General features: G+C 38.9%; 21 protein-coding genes. 10 read left to right on the plus strand and 11 right to left on the minus strand.

Translation table 11 applies throughout. The features are described from left to right. Positions 1 to 66 precede the first annotated feature (66 nt). From V6670_RS07870 to V6670_RS07880, 3 genes are all read right to left on the minus strand, one after another. On the minus strand, positions 67 to 3,135 hold the full coding sequence (locus V6670_RS07870) for a copper amine oxidase N-terminal domain-containing protein (protein ID WP_338653479.1): 3,069 nt from the start codon (positions 3,133 to 3,135) through the stop codon (positions 67 to 69). A gap of 466 nt (positions 3,136 to 3,601) precedes the next feature. Beyond that, a complete protein-coding gene (locus V6670_RS07875) occupies positions 3,602 to 4,945 on the minus strand; it encodes a TldD/PmbA family protein (protein ID WP_338653481.1) in 1,344 nt (447 codons plus the stop codon). Positions 4,946 to 4,948: 3 nt separating this feature from the next. After that, entirely contained in the window at positions 4,949 to 6,337 is a 1,389-nt protein-coding gene (locus tag V6670_RS07880; protein WP_338653483.1) for a TldD/PmbA family protein, read from the minus strand. Positions 6,338 to 6,514: 177 nt separating this feature from the next. Here V6670_RS07880 and V6670_RS07885 point away from each other — a divergent pair, with 177 nt between their 5' ends. Together V6670_RS07885 and splB are read left to right on the plus strand one after the other, a co-directional pair. Further along, positions 6,515 to 6,739, plus strand: a complete 225-nt coding sequence (locus V6670_RS07885) for a transcriptional regulator SplA domain-containing protein (RefSeq protein WP_036118524.1) — start codon at positions 6,515 to 6,517, stop codon at positions 6,737 to 6,739. Positions 6,740 to 6,751: 12 nt separating this feature from the next. Next, positions 6,752 to 7,780 (plus strand): spore photoproduct lyase, encoded by a 1,029-nt coding sequence (gene splB, locus V6670_RS07890; protein ID WP_338653485.1) that lies wholly within the window; start codon positions 6,752 to 6,754, stop codon positions 7,778 to 7,780. A 153-nt stretch (positions 7,781 to 7,933) separates the two neighbouring features. Here splB and V6670_RS07895 read toward each other — a convergent pair whose 3' ends face one another. Beyond that, a complete protein-coding gene (locus V6670_RS07895) occupies positions 7,934 to 8,077 on the minus strand; it encodes a hypothetical protein (protein WP_186436137.1) in 144 nt (47 codons plus the stop codon). A 191-nt stretch (positions 8,078 to 8,268) separates the two neighbouring features. Here V6670_RS07895 and V6670_RS07900 point away from each other — a divergent pair, with 191 nt between their 5' ends. Both V6670_RS07900 and V6670_RS07905 read left to right on the plus strand, forming a co-directional pair. Next, positions 8,269 to 9,204, plus strand: a complete 936-nt coding sequence (locus tag V6670_RS07900) for an arginine deiminase family protein (protein WP_338653486.1) — start codon at positions 8,269 to 8,271, stop codon at positions 9,202 to 9,204. A 16-nt stretch (positions 9,205 to 9,220) separates the two neighbouring features. Next, positions 9,221 to 10,534, plus strand: coding sequence for an amino acid permease (locus V6670_RS07905; protein ID WP_141904120.1), 1,314 nt, complete (start codon positions 9,221 to 9,223; stop codon positions 10,532 to 10,534). Here the strand turns inward: V6670_RS07905 and V6670_RS07910 are convergent. Beyond that, complete coding sequence (locus V6670_RS07910; protein WP_338653487.1) at positions 10,481 to 11,287, minus strand: YqcI/YcgG family protein; 807 nt, start codon at positions 11,285 to 11,287, stop codon at positions 10,481 to 10,483. The two genes, V6670_RS07905 and V6670_RS07910, sit on opposite strands and share 54 nt — an antisense overlap. A gap of 447 nt (positions 11,288 to 11,734) precedes the next feature. After that, positions 11,735 to 12,172, minus strand: coding sequence for a MarR family transcriptional regulator (locus V6670_RS07915; RefSeq protein WP_141904122.1), 438 nt, complete (start codon positions 12,170 to 12,172; stop codon positions 11,735 to 11,737). A 120-nt stretch (positions 12,173 to 12,292) separates the two neighbouring features. Here V6670_RS07915 and V6670_RS07920 point away from each other — a divergent pair, with 120 nt between their 5' ends. Then, complete coding sequence (locus V6670_RS07920; RefSeq protein WP_141904123.1) at positions 12,293 to 12,880, plus strand: NAD(P)H-dependent oxidoreductase; 588 nt, start codon at positions 12,293 to 12,295, stop codon at positions 12,878 to 12,880. Positions 12,881 to 12,906: 26 nt separating this feature from the next. Here the strand turns inward: V6670_RS07920 and V6670_RS07925 are convergent, their stop codons facing one another. The 4 genes from V6670_RS07925 to V6670_RS07940 all read right to left on the minus strand — a co-directional run bounded on the left by V6670_RS07925 (position 12,907) and on the right by V6670_RS07940 (position 18,000). Further along, positions 12,907 to 13,980, minus strand: a complete 1,074-nt coding sequence (locus tag V6670_RS07925) for a HAMP domain-containing sensor histidine kinase (RefSeq protein WP_338653488.1) — start codon at positions 13,978 to 13,980, stop codon at positions 12,907 to 12,909. Beyond that, on the minus strand, positions 13,977 to 14,654 hold the full coding sequence (locus V6670_RS07930) for a response regulator transcription factor (protein ID WP_036118499.1): 678 nt from the start codon (positions 14,652 to 14,654) through the stop codon (positions 13,977 to 13,979). Before V6670_RS07930 ends, V6670_RS07925 begins: the two co-directional genes overlap by 4 nt. Before the next feature lie 14 nt (positions 14,655 to 14,668). Continuing rightward, complete coding sequence (locus V6670_RS07935; protein WP_338653489.1) at positions 14,669 to 16,426, minus strand: ABC transporter ATP-binding protein; 1,758 nt, start codon at positions 16,424 to 16,426, stop codon at positions 14,669 to 14,671. A gap of 389 nt (positions 16,427 to 16,815) precedes the next feature. Beyond that, on the minus strand, positions 16,816 to 18,000 hold the full coding sequence (locus V6670_RS07940; protein WP_338653491.1) for an MFS transporter: 1,185 nt from the start codon (positions 17,998 to 18,000) through the stop codon (positions 16,816 to 16,818). Between the two features lie 125 nt (positions 18,001 to 18,125). Here V6670_RS07940 and V6670_RS07945 point away from each other — a divergent pair, with 125 nt between their 5' ends. Then, positions 18,126 to 19,004 (plus strand): LysR substrate-binding domain-containing protein, encoded by an 879-nt coding sequence (locus tag V6670_RS07945; RefSeq protein WP_141904127.1) that lies wholly within the window; start codon positions 18,126 to 18,128, stop codon positions 19,002 to 19,004. 199 nt (positions 19,005 to 19,203) lie between these two features. Continuing rightward, positions 19,204 to 20,454, plus strand: coding sequence for an MFS transporter (locus tag V6670_RS07950; RefSeq protein WP_141904128.1), 1,251 nt, complete (start codon positions 19,204 to 19,206; stop codon positions 20,452 to 20,454). 52 nt (positions 20,455 to 20,506) lie between these two features. Here the strand turns inward: V6670_RS07950 and V6670_RS07955 are convergent, their stop codons facing one another. Beyond that, the gene (locus V6670_RS07955; protein WP_141904156.1) at positions 20,507 to 22,342 is read right to left on the minus strand and encodes a multicopper oxidase; all 1,836 of its coding nucleotides are present in this window, start codon (positions 22,340 to 22,342) and stop codon (positions 20,507 to 20,509) included. Between the two features lie 312 nt (positions 22,343 to 22,654). Between V6670_RS07955 and V6670_RS07960 the strand changes: the two genes are divergently transcribed. The 3 genes from V6670_RS07960 (at position 22,655) to V6670_RS07970 (ending at position 26,046) form a co-directional block, all read left to right on the plus strand. Then, positions 22,655 to 24,079 carry a tetratricopeptide repeat-containing diguanylate cyclase gene (locus V6670_RS07960; protein WP_338653496.1) on the plus strand — a complete coding sequence of 475 codons (1,425 nt, stop codon included), beginning with the start codon at positions 22,655 to 22,657 and terminating at the stop codon, positions 24,077 to 24,079. 274 nt (positions 24,080 to 24,353) lie between these two features. Continuing rightward, the gene (locus V6670_RS07965; RefSeq protein ID WP_036118471.1) at positions 24,354 to 24,836 is read left to right on the plus strand and encodes a DUF5590 domain-containing protein; all 483 of its coding nucleotides are present in this window, start codon (positions 24,354 to 24,356) and stop codon (positions 24,834 to 24,836) included. Between the two features lie 16 nt (positions 24,837 to 24,852). Continuing rightward, a complete protein-coding gene (locus V6670_RS07970) occupies positions 24,853 to 26,046 on the plus strand; it encodes a pyridoxal phosphate-dependent aminotransferase (protein WP_036118468.1) in 1,194 nt (397 codons plus the stop codon). Positions 26,047 to 26,059: the final 13 nt, after the last annotated feature.

Raw genomic sequence — 26,059 nt, forward strand, 5'->3', positions numbered from 1 at the left:
AAGAAGAGACTCCCGATGATCCATAAAGAAGCATTGGGAGTCCCTACTATAAAGAAATTTTTTGTCCTATTGATTAATTGGACTGTCTTGGGACGGCTCAACATTGATATTATCAGGCTTTACCAGAAGCTGCACCGAATTAATAGACGAGTTTGATAGTATATAATTTCCATTTACCACAGCTAAAACCTTAGCAACGTATTCTGTGGAGGAAGTGAGTGGGTTACCAAATGCATCCAATTCTATGCTTAGATCTTGACTTACATTGGAGAGTCCATTCTGATAAATTCTAGTACTATTATTATTATTAATTGCATCACTTTCTTTGAAACCATCTGCTGCATCTTTAGGTAACATAAACACTCTATACTCCGTTATGTTTTGTCCGTTTTTGACATCGAAGCCAATTTTAATATCGGAATATTTATTTTTGTCCCCTTGAACACTCAGTTTCACATTCTCCACCGCTACAGGTGCTGAATGATCCACTAAAGTAATAGCAGAAGATGCGAACGATAAGTTATACATTGCCTTGGAATTTCCATTACCTATGGACAATATATACACGCGATATTCTTGGCCATTTGTTATAAGTTTTCCATCCGTATCTTTACTACCAGTTCCCAAACTCATACTATATTGGCCTTTATTTATATCTGTATAATCAGTGACTTTAATAGCTGCGTTCACATCAAAGCCATTTGCTTTTGATGCGGGTACGACAAGAATACGGTAATTACCTATATTGGATTCATCAGAAGGCTTCGAGAATGATATTTGTAAATCTCGACCATCTCCATAATCCCCAATATCGCTTACATTAATATTACTTACCGCCTGAACAGCTTTACTTTTACTAAGTGTAATCACAGGCGAAGCAGAGGATAGGGCATAAGTATTTGGAGTATTTCCATTGGCTACAGTTAGTACATAGACGCGATAGCTAGTTCCTTCCGTAATAAAATTACCGCGCACATCCCTAACTCCATCCAACGTTCTAGTTGCAGCTATATTCCCACCTTTGCTTTCTGTAATGTAATAATTGCTACTATTGGCTTGTGAAAGATTAAAGCTGCTGTAATAAGCTGTAGGTACGATTAGAATTCGATAATGATTGACATTTGCTTCATTAGAGGGCTTCGTGAACGTTACTTGCACATCACGCCCATCTCCATTATCAGCTATATCCGCCACATTCAGATTGGTTACAGCTTGCACATTAAAATTCTTATTTAGCGTAATCGTAGACGTCGGTGCAGATAGTGCATTGCTTCCTATTCCATTCGCTACAGTTAAAACATAGATACGGTAGCTAGTACCTTCTTTAATCGTATTACCGCGCACATCCCGAGTATTTTCAGCTAACGCCTGATCATATGTGGACTTTCCAGATTTGTAGACAGTCGTGTAATTGTTGCTGGATACATTATTTGCTTCCGTCAGACTGAAGTTATTGTAATAAGCTGTTGGTACAACTAGAATTCGATAGTGACTAATAATTGACTCGTCTACAGCCTTATTGAAAGAAACAAAGAGGTCACGCCCGTTGCCATAATCACTTACATCGCTTGCATTGAGATTCGATACTGCACCCGCATTGCTGCTAAATAGCGTAATCGTATTGGAGGCTGAAGACAACACGTTATTCGCTGAGTTATTTGCTACGGCCATAACGAATACACGATAGCTAACTCCATTCTGAATGGGATAACCATCAGTATCTCTTGCCCCTGAAGAGAGCACCTGCGTAATATTGTAGCCTGTCTTGTTCACTTGTGTGTAATAAGTGTTAGATAAACTGTTCGCCTTCGTCAATGTAAAGTTCGAATAGTTGTTAGCTCTTACAACAAAAATTCGGTAAGCATTGATATTAGATTCATTGGACACATTATTGAAGCTAACTCTTAGGTCTCGACCATCCCCAAAGTCATTGACATCACTCACTTGTGTAATAATCGGAGTAGACATTGTATTTTGACTAAGTGTTACTGATGATGAGGCAGACGACAGTTTATTGCTTACTGAATTCGTATTACTTACAGACAGAACGACCGCTGTATAAGGTACGTTATTTCTAATGAACTCACCAGAGGTATCACGTGCTGAGGAAGACAAAGTTCCTACTAACGTACTGCCGTTACTTCCCGATTTACTTACAGTTGTATAGTAGCTGCTTGATAAATTATTCGCAGTAGTAAGACTAAAATTGCTAGCATCCTTGGTTTTTACGATAAACACACGATAATTGGAAATATTGTTATCATTCTGGGGACGAGTGAAGCTAACTGAGACATCGCGTCCATCGCCAAAATCGTTAATATCGTTAATCTTTACATTTGTTACCTCTGTAACAGAAGACAAATTGGTTAAGGTCATCTTCGGAGAAGAAGTCGATAAAACGCTAGAATAAGAACCTTTCCCAACAGCAAGTATACGAACCACATAAGGCTGATCATTTCTAATGTAGTCTCCGTCCACATCTCGTGAATTCTGCGATAAATTGATGGTACGGTTCGAACTTGAAGTAGTTACCACTGTATAATTGGAAGGGGAGACTTTCAAGGCAGATGCTAAATTAAAGCTTTTTGAAGCCTTCACAACCATAATGCGATAATGATCGACGTATGATTCTGTAGACGATCTGGAAAAGCTAACCTCCATGTCACGTCCATCTCCCTGATCATTAACATCGCGAACGGATACATGGCTCGCAGGAGCGATACTGATATTGCTTGGAATGTTTGGATTGCTTGGAGTTTCAGATTGAATCGTTACGGTCTGATTTACTGAGTTCCAGTCAACATCCTGACCAAGCGCTTCACTAACGAAGCGGACTGGTACCATTGTTCTGCCTCTTAAAATTTGTGCTGGTACATCAAGCGTAACTGACTTGCCATTAATAGTAGCTACCTTCGATTTCATCTTGAGCACTACTGTTGTATCTTCTTTATACCCTGTTACCGTTTGACTCCTTGAATCCCAATTTACACTGGCACCCAATGCCTCAAAGATTGCTCTAAGTGGCAGCATAACACGCCCTTGAATCATCGCTGGCGGTTGATCGGTCTTCAATTGAACCCCGTCCACAGTAATTGTGATGGCTTTTGCCGCTTGTGCGGTTGCCGGTTGCAGCAATAGCGGTACAATAAGCATTGCTGCGAAAAATAAAGTCCATATTTTTTTCATAAATTCCACCCTTCTTCATGCCATATGACTGACGCAGCATGACAATTAATTTAACGTATCAAAGGGCTAAAAGTTTCATCCTTTTACCTCGTAAAGAAAATTTAACCATTTTAGGCTGTATCGATGCTATTTTCTGATTCACTTACCGTAACAAAGATTGAGAATTTTGAGGGGAGGTGCCTAACTATTCGATGTAGAAGGATCGGTTAATAACGAGGATTATACTTAGAGTCTTTACGAAACAAAGGAAGCAACTCCCTTGCCCATAGTCGTTTCCACTAAAGGTTGTGGATTCTATCATCAGTTTCATTTTGTCAACTGAATCAGAGGTGTTTGACGTGACTATAGACAAAAGAATTGCCGAGAAATATCATATACTATGGCTTGAACTATAGAAGTGTTTACTTTTTAGTTTTTATTCCACTGTCACTGAAAGTTCCTTTACAAGTAGCGAAGAGGAGCCATAGCCTTTTGGCAGGAAGTAAAGCTCAGAGCTAGTTTCTTTGATATCATTTAAGAACTCGAAAAAATTTCCGGCTATTGTCATTTGCTTAACAGGGGAGGCAATTTTTCCATTTTGAATATGAAATCCTTTTGCAGCGACTGAAAAATCACCTGTAACCGTATTCGTACCAGAGTGAAGCCCAGATAATTCAGTAATAAATACCCCGTTACTAACCGAGTGAATTAACTCATCAAGAGATTTCTCGCCAGTTGAAATATATAAAATTTGGGGCGCAATCGTTAATGTTCCTTTGTAAGAATCTTTATGGGCATGCCCTGTTGTTTCACAGTTATCCTTTTTAGCTGTTTTCCTGTTATGCAAAAGTGTTTGGAGTGTACCCTCTAAAATAATTTCCTGCTCTTTTGTTGCAACACCTTCACCATCAAAGTTTGCTCCAGACAATGCGGCAGGATGGAATGGCGTACTCAGCAATGTAACTGCTTCTGATCCCACTTTTTGTCCGACTTTTCCTTTTAGTAGAGATTGATCTTTTTGAGCATTTTCAGCTGATAGTATTGGCATAAAAGTGTCTAATAAAGAGGCTGATGCATCAGAGCGGAAAACGATTGGATATTTTCCACCCAGAAACGATTTTTCACCTAAATAGGCAAGGGCTTCCTCAGCTGCTTCTTTTGCAATATCATTAGCATGAAGAGAATGAAAATCACGTGTCATTTTCAAATAACGGCCTGTTTTCATTTCTTCACCCTCTTTTACAACTGTGGAGAGGAAAATCACTAGGCCGTTCTCTTTATGTGATAAGGTAAGACTTTTACTATTTACTAATGAACGTTCAGCCGTATATTCTTGCAGTAAACAATAATCAAGAGCAATGATGCGTGAATCGTATGCACGAATCTTTTCTTCGATGGAACGAAGAAACTCTATTTTTTCTGGAATTCCGATAGTATCTAATTCTTCATTGTAATATTCATAAGATGGATATTCAGAGCTGCCATCAAAAATAACTATGCCCTCATCCTCATCAAGTATGTTTGCATTTGCTTTTGCGCTATTAATTAAAAAGGAAATCGAATCATCGTCTAACTTTTCCGTATAGGAATAGCCCATTTTTCCGTTGTAAAGTCCTCGTAGACTTAGACCTCCGTCTTCAGACGTTTCGTAGCTATCAATCTCGCCATTGTAGAGCATGCATCCAATAGATTTATTTTGTTCATAATAAACCTCAGCTTCTATAAAACCGGCTTCTAGCGCCTTGTCTAATAGTTTTTCTTGAAATTTAGCTATGTTCATCAATTATTCCCCCTTCGTTCCACCAACTGTTATTTCACTTACACGTATCATTGGCTGACCTACATTGACAGGAAGGCTCCCACTAAGTGAACCACACATACCCGCTCCATGGGCGAGATTATTACCTACTCGATCAACAAGCTGCAATGTTTTTGCACCATTGCCTATGAGTGTTGCGCCACGTACAGGGCGTTCAATTTTTCCGTCTTTGACGATATAGGCCTCCATCACCGCAAAATTATAATCGCCAGTAGCAGGGGAAACTTGTCCACCACCCATATATTTTGCATATATACCATACTCTGTCGATGAGATAATATCGGCTGGCGTCGATGTACCTGGTGCGATATACGTATTTGTCATACGTGATGTAGGATTAAATCGATAAGATTGTCGACGAGAAGAGCCTGTGGGCTGAGCATTCATGCGTCGAGCATTAAATTTATCGATTAAGTAGCCCTTTAAAATACCATTTTCAATTAAAACATTCTTCCTTGTTTTTTCTCCTTCATCATCGATATTTAGGGAGCCCCACTCGTTCGGTAGTGTGCCATCATCGATATATGTAACAATTTCAGGAGCGACTCTTTCACCGATACGATTGGCGAAGACCGAATTGTTTTTGGCAACAGCAGTTGCTTCTAAGCCATGTCCACAAGCCTCATGGAAAATGACACCACCAAATTCATTATCAATAATGACAGGGAATTTACCGCTTGGACATTCATCTGCATGAAGCATTGTGACAGCGATACGTGCAGCTTCTCCTGCATAATGGTTAAGGTCTAGCTTTTCAATAAATTCAAAGCCTGCATGTGCACCTGGGCCATAGAATCCTGTTTGTACTTCAGTCCCTTCTGTAGCCGTCGCTTGCATACTAAGTCTACTGTGAACTCGCGTATCCTCTACAAATTTACCCTCTGAATTTGCGATCAGGACGTTTTGTTGCTCATCAATATATCGAACTTTTACTTGGTGAATCCGAGGATCATAATGTCTTGCAATAGCATCTGCTTGTCGCATGACCGCTGTTTTTCTTGTGTGCTCCACTGTATGAGGCATGTAGAGAATTTGATGAATAGGCGTGATGATTTCTTTGTGAAGAGGGTGAATGGTACCCGATCCACCACCTTTGATGGCTAGGGCTGCACGTTCTGCTGCTGCTAGTAAACCTTCCTCAGAAAAATCATTGGTGTAAGTATAAATGCTTTGAAGTCCTGAAAAAATACGGATGCCGATTCCAAAATCACGCCCAGAAATACTTTGTTCAATCTTGCCACTTTGTAAGACAAAGTCATTTACATATTTATCTTCAATAAAAATTTCAGAAAAATCCCCACCAGTTGCTAGCGCGGCTTCAAGTACATTTTCAATAATGGATTGTTTAATCATATATCTTCCTCCTTTTCTTGATTGTACCAAATAGTTAAAAAATTCTGTATTATACTATTTTCTCAGATTTGAAGTTATGGTCACATAAAATTATGTATAGTACTTAAAAAATTTTTTTATGACATATTTCTCTAACCATTTCACCACACTAACGGAAAGAAAGAGGAAGGTGAAGAAATGCAACAACCATATAATGTCGGTGATATCGTTTATATTTTTTATCGGAATCCTCATATTCAGGATGTAGCGAATATACAGGAAGCCGCAGTGGTTTATCATCCAGAGCAACCAGAGGAGCTGGCTCTATTTTTATTTGAAACATATTATCCAATTTCAAATGATATGTTAATTTTTTCAAGCGAGATGGCGGCTGAGCAAGCCTATCATCAGTATTTTCATTGAGGGAGGGCTACTATGATCAAACCGTTTATCCCTCAGCTTGTCTATTTTGAGCCTGATGCGCTCCAGTATCCATTAGGTCAGGAGCTAAAAGACAAATTTGAACAAATGGGGATTGAAATTCGCTATACGACTTCGCACAATCAAGTAAGAAATCTTCCTGGCGACAATGATTTTCAAAAGTATCGAGTAGCGAAATCGACATTAGTAGTAGGCATTCGAAAAACGTTAAAGTTTGATACATCTAAGCCCTCAGCAGAGTATGCGATTCCGTTTGCAACAGGCTGCATGGGACATTGTCATTATTGTTATTTACAAACAACAATGGGCAGCAAACCTTATATTCGTACGTATGTGAATGTTGATGAAATTTTGGAGCAAGCAGATATTTATATGGCAGAACGAGCTCCTGATATCACTCGCTTTGAGGCATCCTGTACTTCAGATATTGCAGGGATTGATCATTTAACACATACATTGAAGCGCGCTATTGAACATTTTGGACAAAGTGAGTTAGGCCAATTACGATTTGTGACGAAGTTCCATCACGTAGATCACCTATTGGATGCCAAACATAATGGTAAAACGAGGTTCCGCTTTAGCGTCAACGCTGATTATGTCATTAAACATTTTGAGCCAGGAACATCACCATTAGTGAAGCGTATAGAGGCTGCGGGTAAAGTGGCAAGGGCTGGATATCCGCTTGGATTTATTGTTGCCCCAATTTATCTTCATGAGGGCTGGCAGGAGGGCTATTATGAGATGTTTGAGCGTTTGGATGCGGAATTGCCAAAGGATGTACGTGACGACATCACATTTGAATTTATTCAACATCGTTTTACAAAGCCTGCCAAACGCGTAATTGAAAAAAATTATCCCATGACGAAGCTAGAACTTGATGAAACTGTGAGAAGGTATAAATGGGGCAAATATGGGATTGGTAAATATATTTATCAAAAAGAAGAAGAGGAAGATATAAAGGAACACTTGTATGGCTATATGCAAAAATTCTTCCCTCAAGCAAAATTAGAATATTTTACGTGACAATAAGAGGGAACAATGTGTTCTCTCTAACTTATTAATCGTGTATGTTAAATCATCTGGTAAATCTAATAATGAAAAATACCACATTGTCTCTGATTCACGGTAATTAATGACTAAATCATTTGTAATATTTATTGTAAAAATAAACCGCAGTCACAAAGTAAATTTCATCACCATTAGATAGTAATCAAGTCTAGAAAAAATACCGATTAACTGTAAATCTGTGATGGCTAGTCCTGTTTCTTCTGATATCTCTCCTTTGGCAGTAACCTTGAAGCTTTCCACTAATTCCATCATGTCACCTGGAAGCCCCAGCCACTATTATATCTCTATTGTTATAATACTAAGTTTTCACTATTTAACATGATGACACCCCTTTTATATTTATATGAATTTATCTAGAAAATTCTTCTTATTTATTGTGCTTGTATAATCCAAATGTCAATGGCAACGCTAACAGAGATCGAATAAGAAGGGGAGAGTACTGGATGGACTCATTTCAAGTAAATTGTTGGTCAGAATATGATGAACTGAGGGTTGTGATGCTTTGTGCTCCATCAATAGTAGATATAACAGATAGCACAATAGCGGAACAGGTCGGATGGAGTGATACAGTCAACCATAATAAGGCGATGGACAATTTCATAGCACTCAAAACAATTTTAGAAAACACTGGAGTAAAGGTTCTAGATTATGCAAATAAGCTAGCCCATGAGCAGCAATTGTTAAGTGAGCAGCTTATAAATCGTTATTTTGTGCGTGATCTCGCCTGTGTCATTGGTAATCGACTTTTACCTGGAAGGGCTGGGAGCTCATTAAGGAGACCAGAATATCCTCTAGCCCATGCCCTTTTAGAGAAATGGTTTCCTCAACAATTTACGGCACAATCGCAAGCACTTCATTCATTTGAGTGTGGTGATCTGTTGATTTTAAACAAGGATGCTGTGCTCATTAATCTCGGAATGAGAACGACATTAGAGGCCATCGACAAGATAAAAGAAAGCATTTTTCAAGAGGGATTTTCGGAAATTGCCGTTATTGATTTACCGAAAAGTAATGACACACTGCATTTAGATATGAATTGTAATGTTGTAAACGTTAATTTGGTCATCGCTAAAAGCTTTGTGCGCCTTTTTCCTGTACAGGTGTTGACAGCACAAAGCAGCCGTTTCGACATGATTGAGCCATTTTTAAAGCGTCATGGTTTTGATGTTTACTGGCGTGACACCTATAAGACAATACCAGATATTAATTTCATCAACCTTAATCCAGAAACACTATTGATTAGTAAGCAGGCAACGAAGCAGCAATTCTTGGCGCATCCACGTCTAAAGAAAAAGAACGTGCTTGAAGTCGACGTCACAGAGCTTGAAAAGGGTGGCGATGGCATTCGTTGTATGACATTGCCATTGGTAAGAACGTAACGAAGGACTGATAAACATGACTTCTACTTCAAATAAAGGAAGGTTGTCTTGGTGGCAACTTTCGCTTCTCGGTATCGGTTGTACACTGGGAACAGGCTTTTTTCTTGGGACAAGTATGGCCATTCATAAAAGTGGACCGGCTGTGCTCATTCCTTTTTTGTTAGCAGCTATATGTACGTATATTGTGTATGAGGCACTTGTCAAAATGTCTGTGGAAAATCCTGATAAAGGCTCCTTCCGTACTTATGCCAAGCAGGCTTTTGGGCGATGGGCAGGATTTAGTAATGGCTGGGTGTACTTAATTTCCGAGCTATTAATCATGGGTAGCCAGCTGATGGCACTCGGTATATTTACGAGGTTTTGGTTCCCAGCGTTGCCACTCTGGGTTGCTGCATCGATTTATGCTGTCCTTGGCTTAGTCGTCATTCTTACTGGCATGAAGGGCTTTGAAAACTTTCAAAATATTTTCGGGGCATTAAAAGCCGCTGCGATTGTCATGTTTATTATCGTAGCGATCATCATCATTATAAGAGCTACACAATCAGCTCCAATCGAATCATTACAGTCAAATTATGAAGGATTTTTCTCACAAGGAATCAAAGGAATTTGGCTTGGCCTGCTCTATGCATTTTATGCCTATGGTGGAATTGAGGTGATGGGCTTAATGGTCATCGATTTAAAAAATCCAAAAGAGGCGCCAAAAGCAGGGAGAATTATGCTCATTGTCATTACTATTATTTTTATCATGGCTATTGCGCTTGCGTTGGCACTTGTTTCCTGGAAAGACTTTTCGATAGATGAAAGTCCTTTTATTACAGCGCTTCAAGGTTATCATATCCCTTTTGTGGCAGATATTTTTAACGGTGTTTTAATCATTGCTGGTTTTTCAACAATGGTTGCTTCGCTTTACGCGGTCATTACCATTCTCACTACACTTGCCGAGGATCATGATGCGCCTGCCATCTTAGCGAAAAAGGGGAAGATGAAAGTTCCTTTTCCTGCCTTTTTATTTTTAACAAGTGGCTTAGTAATTACGATTGTCATTGGTTTTTTGATGCCCGAAAAAATCTTTGAATATTTGATAACGGCAGCAGGTTTAATGTTGATCTATAATTGGCTCTTTATTTTAATAACATATAGAAAGCTAATGGAGCTATCGAGGTGGGAGCAAATTAAGAACAGTCTAGGCATGTTGCTTATTGTTGTGACCGTGTCTGGTACTTTAGGCGAAAAAACAAGCAGACTCGGTTTTTGCGTGAGCCTGCTCTTTATTGTCCTAATCGGTGTGGCGACCTGCATCGTTGTGAAAAGGCAAAAAAACATTGCGTAATGTCCTATTTTCCTGTGACATCCGTAAAAAAGGGCATTCGGATGGACTACGATTGTCATCACTTAAAAAATACTGCTTCCATTCATAGCTATCCTCTTGACCATACCATTTTAAATCTGGATGCCCTGGAATCTCGTCATATTCTGCGATGCGCTGGCGGATAAGTTTTTTGATTTTTCGTCCAAATGCAGTAGTGTCGTTTATATCATCAAATATCCAACGTGGCTGAATAGCCATTAGCAAAGTAGAAAAGTGACGACTCTTTCGCAATTGATGAGCTGGTGTTGCACAAGAAATAAAATAGGGTTCTCCATTAAAGCAAAACTCCCATTCATGATGGTCTGGATTTGTCGGTATTGCCTCAGGCCAATCCAACTCATCCATGTTGGTTAAAATATTTAAGATGGACCAAAATAATTGCTGGTAATCCGACACTTTATAGCTATCAAGCATATCATGAGGGGTATGAAAGAACACCGTGAGCGTTGTATATTTTCCATAAGATCTTGCTGTGTTCCCATATTCCTTTAAGCATTCAGCTAATATCTGAATCGATTGCTCCTCCCGTGGATCCTCTATAAAGCTATAGCGTAAATGGTTCGATAAAAACCCCATTCTGGCTGGTACACAAGGAAACGTATTCCCTTCATCGGCAATTGTGGCAGCAAAGTCAGTATAGGCTGACTGTTGCCACAACGGCAATGTTTCCAAATGTTCCTCAATCCACTTCCGATCAAACACGACTACTTCCACTGGAAACTCCTCCTTTTACTCACATTTATTCTATTAAAGAAAAAGCAAATGGGTTACGACGCCGTGCAGTGTGCAAGGATGTTCTTTTTAAGGAGATTTTTAAAGATTTAAGGTAAATCATCAATAATCAATTTTTAGTTAAGGGATTGCTTTGATTAAGGAAATAGCTAAAAATCATCATCTTTTGCAGAGGTTTGGGCTGTTGCGAGCGCTTCGGGCAAAGGAAAGAATGGTTTTGAAGCAAAAGAGAGCACTTCGAGCAAAGATATGAGTGGAATTGAGCCAAGAGAGCGTGCCTCGAGTAAAGGTATGAGCGGTGTTGAATCCTGGGTGAGCGCTTTGAGTCAAAGAATGGGCGGTATTGAGCCAAGAGAGCGCTTAAATCAAAATTAAGAGCGACTTTAACCTCAGAAAGAGTGATTCAAGCCGCTAACACACAATCGAGGCTTAGTCTTTTTGTTGAAAGACCTTTTGCTCAAGGATGGTTAGGGCATGCTGGATGTCCTTTAAATCATCTGATGTGGCATGCTGAATAAGCGCTAAAAAGCGTTCCTCAATACAGGCGAATGCCTCTGCCATCATTTTTTCACCTTCGGGGGACAGGCGTACATATTGCTTTCTTCGATCCTCCATGTCGCTAAATTTTTCAATTAAATGGCGTTCTTGTAGTTTTCGTAATTCACGACTTGTATTCGGTAAGGACATGTGCTGACATTCACTGATTTCGGTTGGTGTGACAGGTTGGCTTACTTTAATATATTCAAGAATTTTATAGTGAAGCGGTGTGATATTAGCTGTGGTTACATTTTGTGTGAGATCATGTGTCACTTGATGGATTGTGGCTGTGAATGATACAAACTGATGAAATAAAGTACTTTTATTCAATGGGATCACCTCTACTGAAAAGATAACAAATAACTTGTCCTAAAACAATTATCATTTGACAACTAAAAAGGGATAGTTTATTATTTTGTTATCAAATGATAAGTAATTGGAGGGCACATGATGAAAACGTTAATTATTTATACATATCCAAATCATAAAAGTTTAAATTATGCTTTTTTACAGAAAGTATTAAAAGGTTGTCAAGAGAATCCTGCCATTGAAGAAATACAGATACTAGATTTATATGAAGAGGAATTTGATCCACGTTTAATTTTCCATGAGCATAAACGACGTCGTGATATGTATCAGGATCCGAAATTGGAAAAATATCGACAACAGCTTTCCTGGGCGGATCAGCTGGTATTTGTTTATCCGATCTGGTGGGGAAGACCGCCAGCAATGTTGTTAGGTTATATTGATCAATTGTTTGCAGCTAACTTTGCTTATCGGGATACAAAGGGGTTATTTCCAGAGGGACTTTTAAAAGGGAAGTCGGTTGTTTGTGTGTCGACGATGAAGGGACCAACCAATTATCCGTTTTTATGGTTGAATAATGCGCATAAAATTTTAATGAAGAGAGCATTGTTTAAGTTTGTTGGGATGAAAAAAGTAAAGTTTTTTGAGTTTGGGAATATGGAAAGTAAAAAGGGGAAACAGCAGCAAAAATTGGATAAAGTATATCACTATTTTAGAAAAGTTGCTTACTAGTTAAAAATAGCTCGTGCAGACCGCTTTTAGTCGTTTGCACGAGCTGATGTACTATCGATGGGCACTGTAACCAAAAAGCTTGTAAATTCAGCGAGCTTGCTCTCCACAGCAATAGTTCCATGGTGCATATCAATAATTTTTTTGACAATGGCTAATCCTAAGCCACTGCCACCATTAGCCGATGTTCGTGATTGATCAGCCTTATAAAACCTTTCAAAAATATGCATTTGTTGTTCTTCTGTTAGACCAATGCCAGTATCTTGAATAATGACAGTGATCGAATCTAACTGCTTCTTCATAGACAACGTGATGGTCCCTTTAGCAGGTGTAAATTTAATGCTATTCGTCAGCAAATTCATCCAGACTTGATTCATTAAATCCTCATCTGCTGTGATGCTTATATTGTCAAGATGGAGGTCAAAGTCAAGCTGTTTGGCTAGCCAATTCGGTTCAAGAGCTAGGACAACAGTGCGTAATTGTTTGTCAAGCCGATAATTTTTAGGCTCAAAGGGATGGTGATGTGATTCTAAGGATGTTAGTTTGAGTAAATTATCACTGATTTTTGATAGACGATTACTTTCCAATTCAATAATGTCTAAATAATGCTGACGCTTTTCTTCGGGCAAATTAATATTTTTAAGTGCCTTCGCAAAGCCATTAATAGACGTTAAAGGTGACTGAATTTCATGAGAGACGTTTGAAATGAACTCTTGACGCATTCTTTCAAGTTCACCTAATTCAACGGCCATATGATTGATGCCATGGATTAATTGCCCAAATTGGTCTTTTTCATCTGCTTTCAAGTCTAACTGGACATCAAAATCACCTTTTGCCATGCGACTTAATGCATCAACGATTTTATCCCAGTAGTTACGTTGTCGGTTCAGTCCAATTAAAAAGATAATTGCTGCAGAACAGGCAAAGAGTACAAATACACCAATTACCGTGCCTAATTGTAGCCAGAAACCATGTGGCTCTGTCCCTAATCGAGCATACAGCCAAGTGGTTGCGTGATAGGCAATAAAAGCAAATACAGTATTGGCAATGAGGAACAGGCAAAAGACCATTGCCAATCTTACAAGGAATCTTCGTTTTCTCATGACATTAATTCCAAACGATAGCCAAGACCACGAATAGTGCGAATGACAAAGCCACTCAGCTCTTGTGGAAAACGCTCGCGTATTCTTTTAATATGAACATCGACTGTTCGCTCATCTCCCTCATAGTCATAGCCCCATATTTCTTCAATTAATTGTTCTCTTGAAAAGGTTTTACCAACATAGCTGGCTAGGGTAAATAAAAGCTCGAACTCCTTTAAGCGAAGTAGAATAGTCTGTCCATTCATATCTACTTCATGTGTATGGCGATTGAGTTTGACGTTACCTGCTTCGACAACCTGAGAGAGAGAAATGCGATATCTTTTTAAAATCGATTTTACACGCACGATTAGCTCGGCTGGCTCGAATGGCTTCACGAGATAATCATCTGTCCCTAAATGAAAGCCTTTGACCTTTTGAGAAGTCTCGCCCTTCGCTGTCAGCATCAGGATAGGGAGGTCTGTATCGAATGAACGTATTTCCTCACATAATGCCCAGCCATCCATATTGGGCATCATAATATCCATTATGACCATATCCACTTTTTCAGTGGCTAATTGGGACAGTGCATCCACACCGTCCATAGCCTCGATCACCTCTAAGCCTTCATTTTGTAGAAAGACTTTTACTAATTCTCGAATATGTGCATCATCATCCACCACTAATAGTTTTGTCATCTCAACAAACCCCTTTATTCATCCTCTTTAATACGTAATTGTTGCATTGCAAACTCACGGTACATAGCATGTGTTTCAAAGAGCGTTTCGTGTGTGCCACATCCTGTAATATGCCCTTTCTCAATAAATAGTATTTGATCGGCATCTACTACTGTTGATAGACGGTGCGCAATAACCAATGTTGTGCGACCTTCCATTAAGTTGTCTAATGCTTTTTGTACATAAATTTCTGACTTACTATCTAAACTCGATGTTGCTTCATCTAACATTAATATTTGTGGATTACGTAAAAGCGCTCTTGCGATAGAGATACGTTGACGTTGTCCTCCTGAAAGCTTAATGCCTCGTTCTCCAACTTCTGTGTCAAACTTATCTGGCAGCTCGTTAATAAATTGATCGGCATAGGCCATTTTCGCCACTTTTTCTAGCTCATCATCTTGCACATCTCGCTCAATACCATAGCAAATATTTTCTCGAATCGTTCCTGATAATAGGGCACTTTCCTGCGCCACATAGCCGATTTGACTGCGCCAAGAATGGAGTGAGAATGTTTCTATTGGTATATCTCCTAGCGTAATACTACCGCTCGTCGGCTGATAATATCTTTCTAACAGTGAAAATGTGGTTGTTTTACCACCACCACTTGGCCCGACGATGGCTGTTACTTTGCCTGGTTCAATCGTGAAGTTTATATCAGATAAAATGGGTTCTTCCCCATAAGAGAAATCGACATTTTTAACATAAATGGGTTGATTTACTTTTTCAACTGTTAAGCCTTCTTCAATATGTTCCTCTTCATGTTCAAGCAATGCACTAATACGTTCTGTTGCACCCATTGCTTTTTGTAGTTGGGTAAAGAACATTGTCAATTGCGTCATTGGCATGATGATTTGGATTAAATATAAAATAAATGCCACCATATCGCCAGCCGTCAGCTCCCCAGAGGAAACACGGACACCGCCATAGCCAATAATGGCTACAAGCACAGACATCAGCACAAATGAAATGAGCGGTGAAATCAATGCATGGATTTTTGCTTCTTTTAAGCCAAATGTAAAGAGATTAGAAATACCTTTTTTTCCACGCGCATATTCAATTTGTTCAGCATTGGAAGCCTTGACTAGACGTGTTTCGGGTAAAACTTGATTTAATATAGATGTAAATTTCGCTGTCTCATCTTGCATACCTTTTGAAATGACAAACATGCGTCGACCAAGCAACATTAAAATGATCATTGCCAGTGGTACAGCAATCAGCATCACTAGCGTCATTTTCCAATCTAAAAATAACAGAATGATGATCGAACCAATAATCGAAATAACACCAGATAAACAGTTTGCTAAATGCTCTGTAATCAGTTCTTTCACAACAGCTGTGTCATTTGTAACACGGCTCAAGGTTTCCCCTGTATCATGTTCATCATAATAGGGGATTGGTAAGTGTAGCAGTTTTCTCCATAACTGATCGCGTAATTTTGCTACAACATGATGACCAACTCGATTTAAATAGTAAATAGATAAGCCGCTCGCAACAGCTTGTGCGATAAAGGCAATACCTAGCACAATGATTTGCCAATAATTAAGTGATTCTAAAGAAAAGCCATCCACTAATTGTTTTGTAAATAATGGAACAATAAAACCTACACCCGTTGTCGCTAAACTCATCACTAAAGCGATGACGAGTAGCCAAATCGGCGGCTCAGCTCGTTTTATTAATTGTATAAAGCGTCGCCAATCTTTTTGTTTTGTCGTATCTTTTGATGTCTCTTGCAAAGAAATAAGCCTCCTTCATTGTTCGAAAACAATGTTTTTCGTTTCTATGGCTTTACTATAGCATGCGATTATGAACTGAATATGAAATGAATCGTCATGATAAAAGGTGATGTCACCATCATCTTTTGCTATTAGTGTGCGAATTCATCATGGTAGCAAGACTTCTCAAGCAAGCGATAGGTTCTAAGCGCTAGTTGAATTTGTAAAAGTTCCTCATAGCTTTTTAAATCAGTTTATAAAATTTCTTTAATCTATTCGATACGATAAATTAACATTTCCTTGGCGGTTTCGCTAATATTCATATTTATGTAGATGCAATATGAATTGCAAGGGTACCCATTTAATGAAGGCCAACAAACGATTCAAAAATAAAAAGACGACCTTCCTTGCTAGAAAGTCGTCTTTTTCATATGGATATGAGGTTGATTCTGATTGCCAATTTTTAGTTGAATCAGGACCATAGCTAGAACGATGATAATCATGCCAATAATCGCAACTGAAAAATTGCCTGTGAAGTCTCGTACTAGACCAACAAAAAATGGACCTAGGGCAGCGAATACGAAACCAACTGATTGTGTCATGGCTGCCAAGAAGCTTGCCTCGCTCATATCCTTGGCTTCATCGATAGGCAATGTTAATCCTAATGAGAATAGCCCACCTGCACCAATGCCAATCAAAATACTACTTAACCAAGGATTATAAGAAAACAGTAGCATCAATAACCCAATTAATTCTAATGATGAACTGCTGATTAGCCATACAGCTCGATGCTGAAAACGATTATTTAAGATAGGCACTAAAAACGTGGCAGGCATTTGGGCGACGGTTAATAGTGTCAGCATCATGCCAGCAACGTGTTTGCTGTAGCCCATATTTTCAGCGATTGGTGGTAACCAAGCCATTATGGTATAAAACATGAAGGCCATTAAACCAAAAAAGCCTGTTAAAAGCCAAGCCTTTTGATTCGTTAGCATGTGCTTTACATTCATATCAGTACTAGAAGGTTTAGCAGCGCTTGATTTTTGTTCGACTGGTTTCCACCAAAAGACTAAAGCAATAAGGGCAAGTATAGCCCAAGAAGCGGCAGAAGCTTGCCATGAATGAAAGAGATTGCTCAATGGGATGGAAAGCCCTGAACCAAGTCCAGCGCCTACAACAAGTGCTAACGAGTAAAGACCGATTACACGAGACGGATTCGAAAACTTCTCCTTAATATAGCCCGATAATAAAGGACCCGCTATAGCAATACCAATGCCTGATAAAAAAGCCGTAACTAGCATCACCCAGGCAGAATAAGCAAAATATCTTGCAGCTGTTGCTAGTCCAATAAGAATAAGGGAGTAAGCAATGGCTCTCTCAATGCTCCAACGATTGGCTAGTTGTATCGCAAAAGGAGCAAACAAGCCCATACATAGCACAGCTAAAGATGTTAATAAACTTGCAGTAGCCGCACTCATATGTAAAGATTCGCGGATGGTGCCTAACAAAGGTGAGACCGAAGTGATCACAGGACGTAAATTAAATGAAGCTAAAATAATAGCGATAATTGGTATAATTGTTTGCTTTGCATTCATGTTATTTCAACTCCGATACAATTCATAGTAAGTTCAAATTGAAGTCTATACCAACCAGGATGATTGAACAATACTATTATTACTATTACAATAATAGATAAAAACTATGATTGGGTGTGATCGGTGTGGAAATACGTCATTTACACTATTTTATGGCAGTCTGTGAGGAGTTACATTTTACAAAAGCTGCTGAGAAACTTGGCATTTCTCAGCCAACTTTAAGTCAGCAAATACGCGTGCTTGAGGACGAGTTAGGTATGCCATTGTTTGATCGGATTGGGAAAAAGATTGTTGTAACAGAGGCTGGCTCTCTATTATTTAGCTATGCTACGGAAATGTTCACGACATTACAAAATGTTAAAGATGCTATCAATGATTTACAGGAGCTGCAAAGTGGACAAATAAGTGTTGGCATTATGCCATCTGATTTAGATTATCGGATTACACAGCTTGTCATTGACTTTCATCAAAAATTTCCGAAAGTAAAACTGAAGATACTGGCTTCTATTGATATTATGCGGCAGGTTCTTGAAAATGAAGTGGATATTGGCATTGGGACGAATGTGGAGCCAGATGATCGTTTGGTAATCATTCCTTTACGTAGAGAGGAGTATGTGCTGACCGTTTCACAGGAGCACCCATTGGCGAATCAAACCGCTATCACCATTGCTGAATTGAAAGGCCTGCCTATGGTGATGTATCCAGAAGGCTTCTTTGGCAGAGAGATTGTAGAGGAGGCTGTAAAAAAACATGGTTTTCAGCTTCATTCTATTCTTGAAACAAGCTCTGTCACGTCGATTATGAATCTTGTTCGTGCCAATATTGGTGCGACAGTGCAACCGTACCATTTAATCCAACAAATAAATGATCCTACTTTGTGTAGTATACGTATTTCAGATGGAGCACCTAGCCGTAGCTTGTCTATAATTTACCGAGTAGATCGCTATGTCAGCCAAGCAACAACAGCATTTATTAAACAAATTAAAGAATATTTCAAGGCTTGAAGCAAACGGTTAAGAAGATAAATTGTCAAAATAAAGTTCCTTTTTTTGGTGAGATTACATATACTATTTATAAACCGACAGTCAGTCTAATTCATGTAGGGCAAGATAAGAAGCGTGTAAAGCTTCACTTGTGCCTGCACTTTTTTTACACAAATGATGACCGACAGTCGGTCTAATAAATTGAAGAGGTGGTCATTAAATGGAAATAACAATAAAAGAAAAAGGCTATTCGAAAGATTTTTTTATAATGGTAGTTGGGCAAATTATTTCTATTTTGGGCTCTGCACTTTTAAGATTTGCTTTGTCACTTTTTGTGTTAGATATGACAGGACGCGCAGATCTTTTCGCTTTGCTTTTTGCTATTTCATGCCTACCTATTTTACTTACGCCATTTGGTGGTGCTATAGCAGATCGATTCAATCGACGTAATTTAATGGTCCTATTTGATTTTATCAGTAGTGCTATTGTCTTTATTTTCTTTTTCGTGTTACTGACAGACAATCATTCCGTGTTATCGATAGGGTTTGTTATGGTGCTGTTATCACTTGTCAGTGCAATGTATACACCAGCCGTAATGGCTAGTATCCCTATATTGGTTAGTGAACAGAAACTAGAGCAAGCCAATGGCATTGTCAACGGAGTGCAGGCTTTGGCAGGTGTGACTGCACCTGTACTAGGGGGAATTTTATACGGTGTGCTCGGCCTAAAAATACTGGTCATTGTAAGTGGTTTTTTATTCTTCTTTACAGCTATTGTAGAAATGTTTATGACGATTCCCTTTATAAAGCGGGACTACGATGGGCATTTGGTGCAAATATTAATGAAGGATATGAAAGAGGGCTTTACCTATGTCGTGAAGCAAACATTTATTTTAAAATGCACCCTACTAGCTGCTTTATTGAATTTATTATTGACACCGCTTTTTGTTGTGGGCGTGCCGATTATCCTTCGCGTCACAATGGAAAGTAGTGATGCATTATATGGAATAGGTATGGGTATCATTGATTTGGCAACCATTTTAGGAGCATTAACGATGGGCTATTTTGCACAAAAGCTTCGTATTCACAACCTCTACATTTGGGTGTTGCTGTCGGCATTATTAGTCATTCCTATGGCGATGGCTGTGTTGCCTCGAATGTTGCTAGTAGGCTATTATCCTTCATACGGCATCTTTATTGGGTGTGCCGTTGTGATTGCGATGATGATGACGATCATTTCCATTTACGTGATGACCCTTGTCCAAAAGCAAACACCAAATGATAAATTAGGGAAGGTCATGGCAATTATGATGGCAGTATCACAATGTATGGCTCCACTTGGGCAAATAGGGTATGGTATGTTGTTTGAGGTCTTTCAAGGTAGGATCTATGTACCTGTTCTCATGATAGCTGTATGTGTACTATTGTTAGCGTTCATAACGAACAGAGTATGGCGTTTTGAGACTAAATGATTTGTTATAACAAAGAAAACCACCTTTTTAATGGTAGTTTTCTTTGTAGAGCTTAAAATCTTCTCGCTCTATGACGCCTCTGTCTGTTAGTAGGAGCCTGAGTAGGCAAGAATGGGAACAGAAGTGGTGGCCTAAACTGTGCATTATTGCCTACATGGACAGCCAGCGATTCCTTTTCACTCATAGGAGTCGCACTCTCTTCCTCATGTGCTATGGCGTTTAATAGCGGTGCTGGAGACTCGTTATGATGTGTAGTACTGGTAGTTTCAGTAGGATTTGTTGTAGCAGTCGCTTCTTGATGTTGTGCTGGATGTTCGATGGTAGCATGTGGCTGCTGGACTGCATGGACGTCTTTCATGACGAGGATTGGCCGCATCATATCATGGTCCTCATGCTCAAGGAAGTGACAATGCCACATATAATGACCAATATGATCTTTCCAATGCATAATAATTCTCGTTACCTTACCTGCATCAGCTTTCACTGTATCCTTCCAGCCTCGCTCATAGTCACGTGGTTCCTCAGGTGGCCCTGTGAATTCTATAATACCTTCATTTTGATAAAGCTCCAGATTAAAGGGTCTTCGCTCCAAAATTCTAAATTGAATGAGATGTAAGTGAATAGGGTGGAGAAAAGGTGTAGCATTAATAAAATTCCATATTTCCACACTATCTAAAGATGGTTTTTCTGTTGCTGGATCATGGTACATACGGTCATTTAATAATAACATGGGGCGTCCAAATTCATCAGTTGTAGCTGTCAAGGGCAGTTGTCTTTCAATATGTGCATGGTGTGTATGGAGATCCATCGTAACGGCTAGCCTTTCAGGAATATCACTTGTATCTTCACTTTTTAAAGGTACTGTAACTCTAAACTGCATAATGACATTTGTGTGTTCATTACTGAAATCTGTATCCGCATTGATTAAGGTGATTTCCTGTCCCGCACAGTTTGAAAAATCGATAATCACATCTGTACGTTCGGCTGGCAGCAACTCGACAGATTGGATCAGTTGGGGGGCGGATAAGAAACCGCCATCTGTACCAATTTGAAACATTGGCTGACCATTTGACAGGCTGATAACATAGCCCCTCCGATTGGAACCATTAAGAAAACGAAATCTATATTTACGTGGCTCTACATCTAAGTAAGGCCATAATTTTCCGTTCACTACGATTGTATTACCAACAAAACCAGGTGTAATGGAGGGGTGAACGGGGACTGGGAATGGTGGTTCATCAGGATAAAACAACGAGCCATCCTCATTAAACGATTTATCTTGTATTAAAACTGGATATTCGTAGTCTCCACATGGTAAATTAGCGCGTTCCTCAAGTGCGTCTCTCAGTAAATAAAAGCCTGCTAACCCTGCATAGACATTTAAACGTGTTAAGGCCATTGCATGGTCATGATACCACATGGTAGTGCCAGGCTGATGATTTGTATATTCATGTATGTCCTTATTAAATTTTGGCCCAGTATGCCGATAGTCTCTTGTGTACCATGCTTCTGGATGACCATCACTCTCCCAATCCACATTGGCGCCATGTAAGTGAGTGACGGTTCTTACCTCTTGAGAATCGTTGGCGGCATGAAGTGTAAAATCTACGGGCAAAAAGTGCTGTAAGGGTAGCTGATTTTTATATTTCACGTAAATGGTTTTGTCTTTAGTAGCTTCAATGGTTGGTCCTGGATAAAGCCCGTTATAGCCCCAAATGTATGTTTTGGGGAAATGCTTATGAAAACGGTGCTCGCCTTCCATCATGACTAATTCGTAATAATCATTTTTTTGTTGCCCTCTACTATATTTGGGTTTAGCTATCATTGGTTTTGGAAGTTCATCTACAAATTTTGGAATAGTTGCTGGATCAGAAGGGTTAATTTGCATACTCACAACATCACGTCCTTTTTCAATACTTAAAATGGCTAATTATTTCATCATATGGGTAAAAACAATAGGTAACGGGGACAATGATGGAGAAAAGTGTGTGAAGGAATAAAAATTTAACGACAACTATGAATGGAAAGCGATGATTCATTTTGAAGGTGTAGCGCAAGAAAAAGATGGTTGGACCTAGTAAGAGATTTTGAAATGCAGGAAATAGTTGGTTATCTAATGAAAAGGGCGGACGGAGTGAATAAATATACCTTATAATTGAGAAAGCACAAAGTGTATAGGGCTTGGAGAAGTGGTGAAACGGTGAAATTAACATTAGAAGAGTTAAATAAAACGATTATGGAAATGCGCACGAAGGGGTTTTTAACGGAAGCACTAAAACTAGCGGATCAAGGTCTTTTAGTCGCATTAGAGAGCGAAAATTATGCATATGTATTGGATTTGTACTATCAAAAAATACTAGTTCACCATTCTTTAGGTGACACATTAAGCATGGTCAGTCTTATGCATGATTATGAGGCGATTTGTCAAAAATATGGTTCTAGCAAAGATTTAATGCATTATCATTTAATCATGTCTTTAATCTATGACTTGGTAGGCATACGTGAAAAAACAGTAGAGATGACGAAGAAATCGATCGACTATGCACAAGAGTTGCAGGACTCCATCATGCTTGTTCGGTGTCATAATAATTTATGTTATTTAGAGGTGGAGAAGGGCTGTACGAAGGAAGCACTTCAAGCAGGGCTTTTAGCTAGAACATATAATCAGTCCTTATCTAAGACAATGCCCGATCTTGCAAAATTACATGATATTCGTATTAATAATAATTTAGCAGATGTTTATATTTTAGAAGGGGATTTTAAAACGGGGAAGGCCTTGCTGGACAGCACGTTATCCTCTGACATTATTCATCAGCATAAACGCGAAAAAGTAGCTGTGTTGTTTGGCTATGGCTTTTTATATGAAAAGCAGCAAAAGCTTGAAGAAGCCGTTCCCTATTATAAAAAGGCTGTAGAGCTTGCTAAATCCTACGGGGATAAACCGACAACGAAAAAAGTCATGCGTTTACTGTTAGATGTATTGTATCAATTGAATTGGCGGGATGAAATTTTTGATGTACAGCGTGAATATATTGATCTTACAGAAAAAATGAGTGTTGCGAATTTACTACAGCAAGTCATGAACTTGGAATTTAAGCGTCAAAAGGAGAAGCTTGAGAAAAAAGCCCATTATGATCCATTAACAGGCGTGTTAAATCGTCATTTTTTGGATCATGAGCTACATGAATGGTTAAACATAGCCGAAATGACGCAATCATATGTGTGTATTACGGTACTAGATATTGATCATTTTAAATTGTTTAATGATATGCATGGTCATCTGTTTGGGGATATGGCTTTACAGCTTTTAGCCAAAGGCTTGAAGAACTTTTTACATAAGGAAGATGTGAAAATTATTCGGTATGGCGGAGATGAATTTATCCTTTGTATCAAGCATCAACAAAAGGACTATATCAAAACACTTGTCAACAACACGCATGCTTATTTACTCACTTTAAAGCTAGAACAAGAGCATCAAAGCTATCCGTTAAAGGTGAGTATGGGTGCTTGTGTCAACGATCAGCAAAATTATCAGTATAAAGAGTTATTTGAGCGAGCAGATAGCTGTTTGTACGAAGCGAAAGATAAAGGTCGTGCCAGCTATGTTCTGTGCGAACTATCATAAATTTACGCATTCCTATTTACTTGGTTGAATAGGAATTTTTCAATGGAATAAAATTTGCTATACCAATCATTTGAAAACGTTATTCTAGCAACGTACAATATATGAAATTAGGAAACACGACAGTACAAAATTGTTGTATAATGTTGTGGTATGAGGAAAGAAAGCAGGTTGACAAAATGGAAAGCAAAATGAATGGTTATACAGTGATAGACATACACAAGCTTCAGCTATGTGTTATGCCAAAACAGCTCGATAGGAAACATAAGGTGAATAGATGAAAAACTGGTTAATTTTCATTTCTGTCTTTATTGTTTCATTGTCACTTGTCATTAGCATTTTAGTACTCTGGAAAGCCGAGGCTCCGTTCCGTTCAATTGAAGAGAAGGCTGAACAGTTGGCACTCGATGCCAAAGCCCTCGCAATTGTCTCGGAGTCCTACACATATAATGGCAAACATTCGTATGTTACTGTGTTCGGGGTAGACGAATACGGTGATAAAAAAGCTGTCTTTGTTCCAACGAATCTAGATGAGGATTCCATTCAGGAAGTGTTATTAGAAGATGGTATTACGGAAAAGCAAGCATTATCGGTTTTTAAAAATGAAGGAAATGTACAAAAAGTCCTCCACATGAAATTAGGTTATGAGGAACCTGGCGCTGTTTGGGAGATTACCTATCTAAACAACCATGATCAGCTCAACTATGTCTATATCATGTTTAAGGATGGCGACTGGTGGAAGCGCATTACGAATTTATAAGAGGAGTAGATCCCAGATGAAAAATTTATTAGCAACACGTGTAAAAACTTTAACACCATCTTCAACATTAGCTATTACTGCGAAAGCAAAAGCATTGAAAGAGCAAGGTATTGATGTTATTGGTCTTGGGGCTGGTGAACCAGACTTTAACACACCTCAAAATATTTTAAATGCAGCCATTGATTCAATGGAAAAAGGATTAACAAAATATACACCTGCTGGCGGACTTCCAGTTTTGAAAAAAGCTATTATTGATAAGCTTCAACGTGATAATAATCTTGCCTATCAATCAAATGAAGTCATTGTCGGCGTAGGGGCAAAGCATATTTTATATACGCTATTCCAAGTTATTTTAAACGAGGGCGATGAGGTTATCATTCCAATTCCTTATTGGGTATCTTATCCAGAACAAGTGAAATTAGCTGGTGGCGTACCTGTATATGTTGAAGGTACACGTGAACAAAGCTATAAAATTACAGCGGATCAACTAAGAGCAGCTGTGACAGATAAAACGAAAGCCGTTATTATCAATTCACCTAGCAACCCATCAGGCATGATTTATTCTCGTGAGGAGCTAGCAGAACTTGCAGCTGTTGCAGAAGAAAAAGATATTTTAATCGTGTCAGATGAAATTTATGAAAAGCTTGTATACAATGGTATTGAGCATTTTTCAATTGCACAACTTTCTGATGCAGTGAAAGCACGTACAATCGTTGTAAATGGTGTGGCAAAATCTCACTCTATGACAGGCTGGCGTATTGGGTATGCTGCAGGTGACGCAGACATTGTTAAAGCAATGACTGACCTTGCATCACACTCAACATCTAATGCGACAACAACAGCACAATATGCAACTGTGGAGGCGTATAATGGCCCTCAGGACGCAGTAGAAGAAATGCGCCAAGCATTTGAATCTCGTCTTGAAAAAATTTATCCACAGTTAAGTGCAATTCCTGGCTTCCATGTCTTAAAACCACAGGGTGCATTCTACTTATTACCAGACGTAGCAGAAGCTATGGCTCACACTGGCTATGATTCAGTAGATACATTCGCTGCGGATATTTTAACAGAAGCAAACGTAGCAGTGATCCCAGGCTCTGGCTTTGGTGCACCAACTACAATGCGATTATCCTATGCTACATCTTTAGAATTATTAGAAGAGGCAGTCCGTCGTATTGATGCATTTGTAAAATCAAAATGGCAAGACTAATCCCTCTAGTCGA

Source organism: Lysinibacillus sp. Y5S-8, from assembly GCF_036894365.1.
Classification (GTDB): Bacteria; Bacillota; Bacilli; order Bacillales_A; family Planococcaceae; genus Lysinibacillus; species Lysinibacillus fusiformis_D.

Excerpts from the sequence above, each read along its gene's own strand:
- V6670_RS07875 (WP_338653481.1), bottom strand. The coding sequence starts at position 4,945 with ATGAACATAGCTAAATTTCAAGAAAAACTATTAGACAAGGCGCTAGAA.
- V6670_RS07880 (WP_338653483.1), bottom strand. The coding sequence starts at position 6,337 with ATGATTAAACAATCCATTATTGAAAATGTACTTGAAGCCGCGCTAGCA.
- V6670_RS07885 (WP_036118524.1), top strand. The coding sequence starts at position 6,515 with ATGCAACAACCATATAATGTCGGTGATATCGTTTATATTTTTTATCGG.
- splB (WP_338653485.1), top strand. The coding sequence starts at position 6,752 with ATGATCAAACCGTTTATCCCTCAGCTTGTCTATTTTGAGCCTGATGCG.
- V6670_RS07895 (WP_186436137.1), bottom strand. The coding sequence starts at position 8,077 with ATGATGGAATTAGTGGAAAGCTTCAAGGTTACTGCCAAAGGAGAGATA.
- V6670_RS07900 (WP_338653486.1), top strand. The coding sequence starts at position 8,269 with ATGGACTCATTTCAAGTAAATTGTTGGTCAGAATATGATGAACTGAGG.
- V6670_RS07905 (WP_141904120.1), top strand. The coding sequence starts at position 9,221 with ATGACTTCTACTTCAAATAAAGGAAGGTTGTCTTGGTGGCAACTTTCG.
- V6670_RS07920 (WP_141904123.1), top strand. The coding sequence starts at position 12,293 with ATGAAAACGTTAATTATTTATACATATCCAAATCATAAAAGTTTAAAT.
- V6670_RS07925 (WP_338653488.1), bottom strand. The coding sequence starts at position 13,980 with ATGAGAAAACGAAGATTCCTTGTAAGATTGGCAATGGTCTTTTGCCTG.
- V6670_RS07930 (WP_036118499.1), bottom strand. The coding sequence starts at position 14,654 with ATGACAAAACTATTAGTGGTGGATGATGATGCACATATTCGAGAATTA.
- V6670_RS07940 (WP_338653491.1), bottom strand. The coding sequence starts at position 18,000 with ATGAATGCAAAGCAAACAATTATACCAATTATCGCTATTATTTTAGCT.
- V6670_RS07950 (WP_141904128.1), top strand. The coding sequence starts at position 19,204 with ATGGAAATAACAATAAAAGAAAAAGGCTATTCGAAAGATTTTTTTATA.
- V6670_RS07955 (WP_141904156.1), bottom strand. The coding sequence starts at position 22,342 with ATGCAAATTAACCCTTCTGATCCAGCAACTATTCCAAAATTTGTAGAT.
- V6670_RS07965 (WP_036118471.1), top strand. The coding sequence starts at position 24,354 with ATGAAAAACTGGTTAATTTTCATTTCTGTCTTTATTGTTTCATTGTCA.
- V6670_RS07970 (WP_036118468.1), top strand. The coding sequence starts at position 24,853 with ATGAAAAATTTATTAGCAACACGTGTAAAAACTTTAACACCATCTTCA.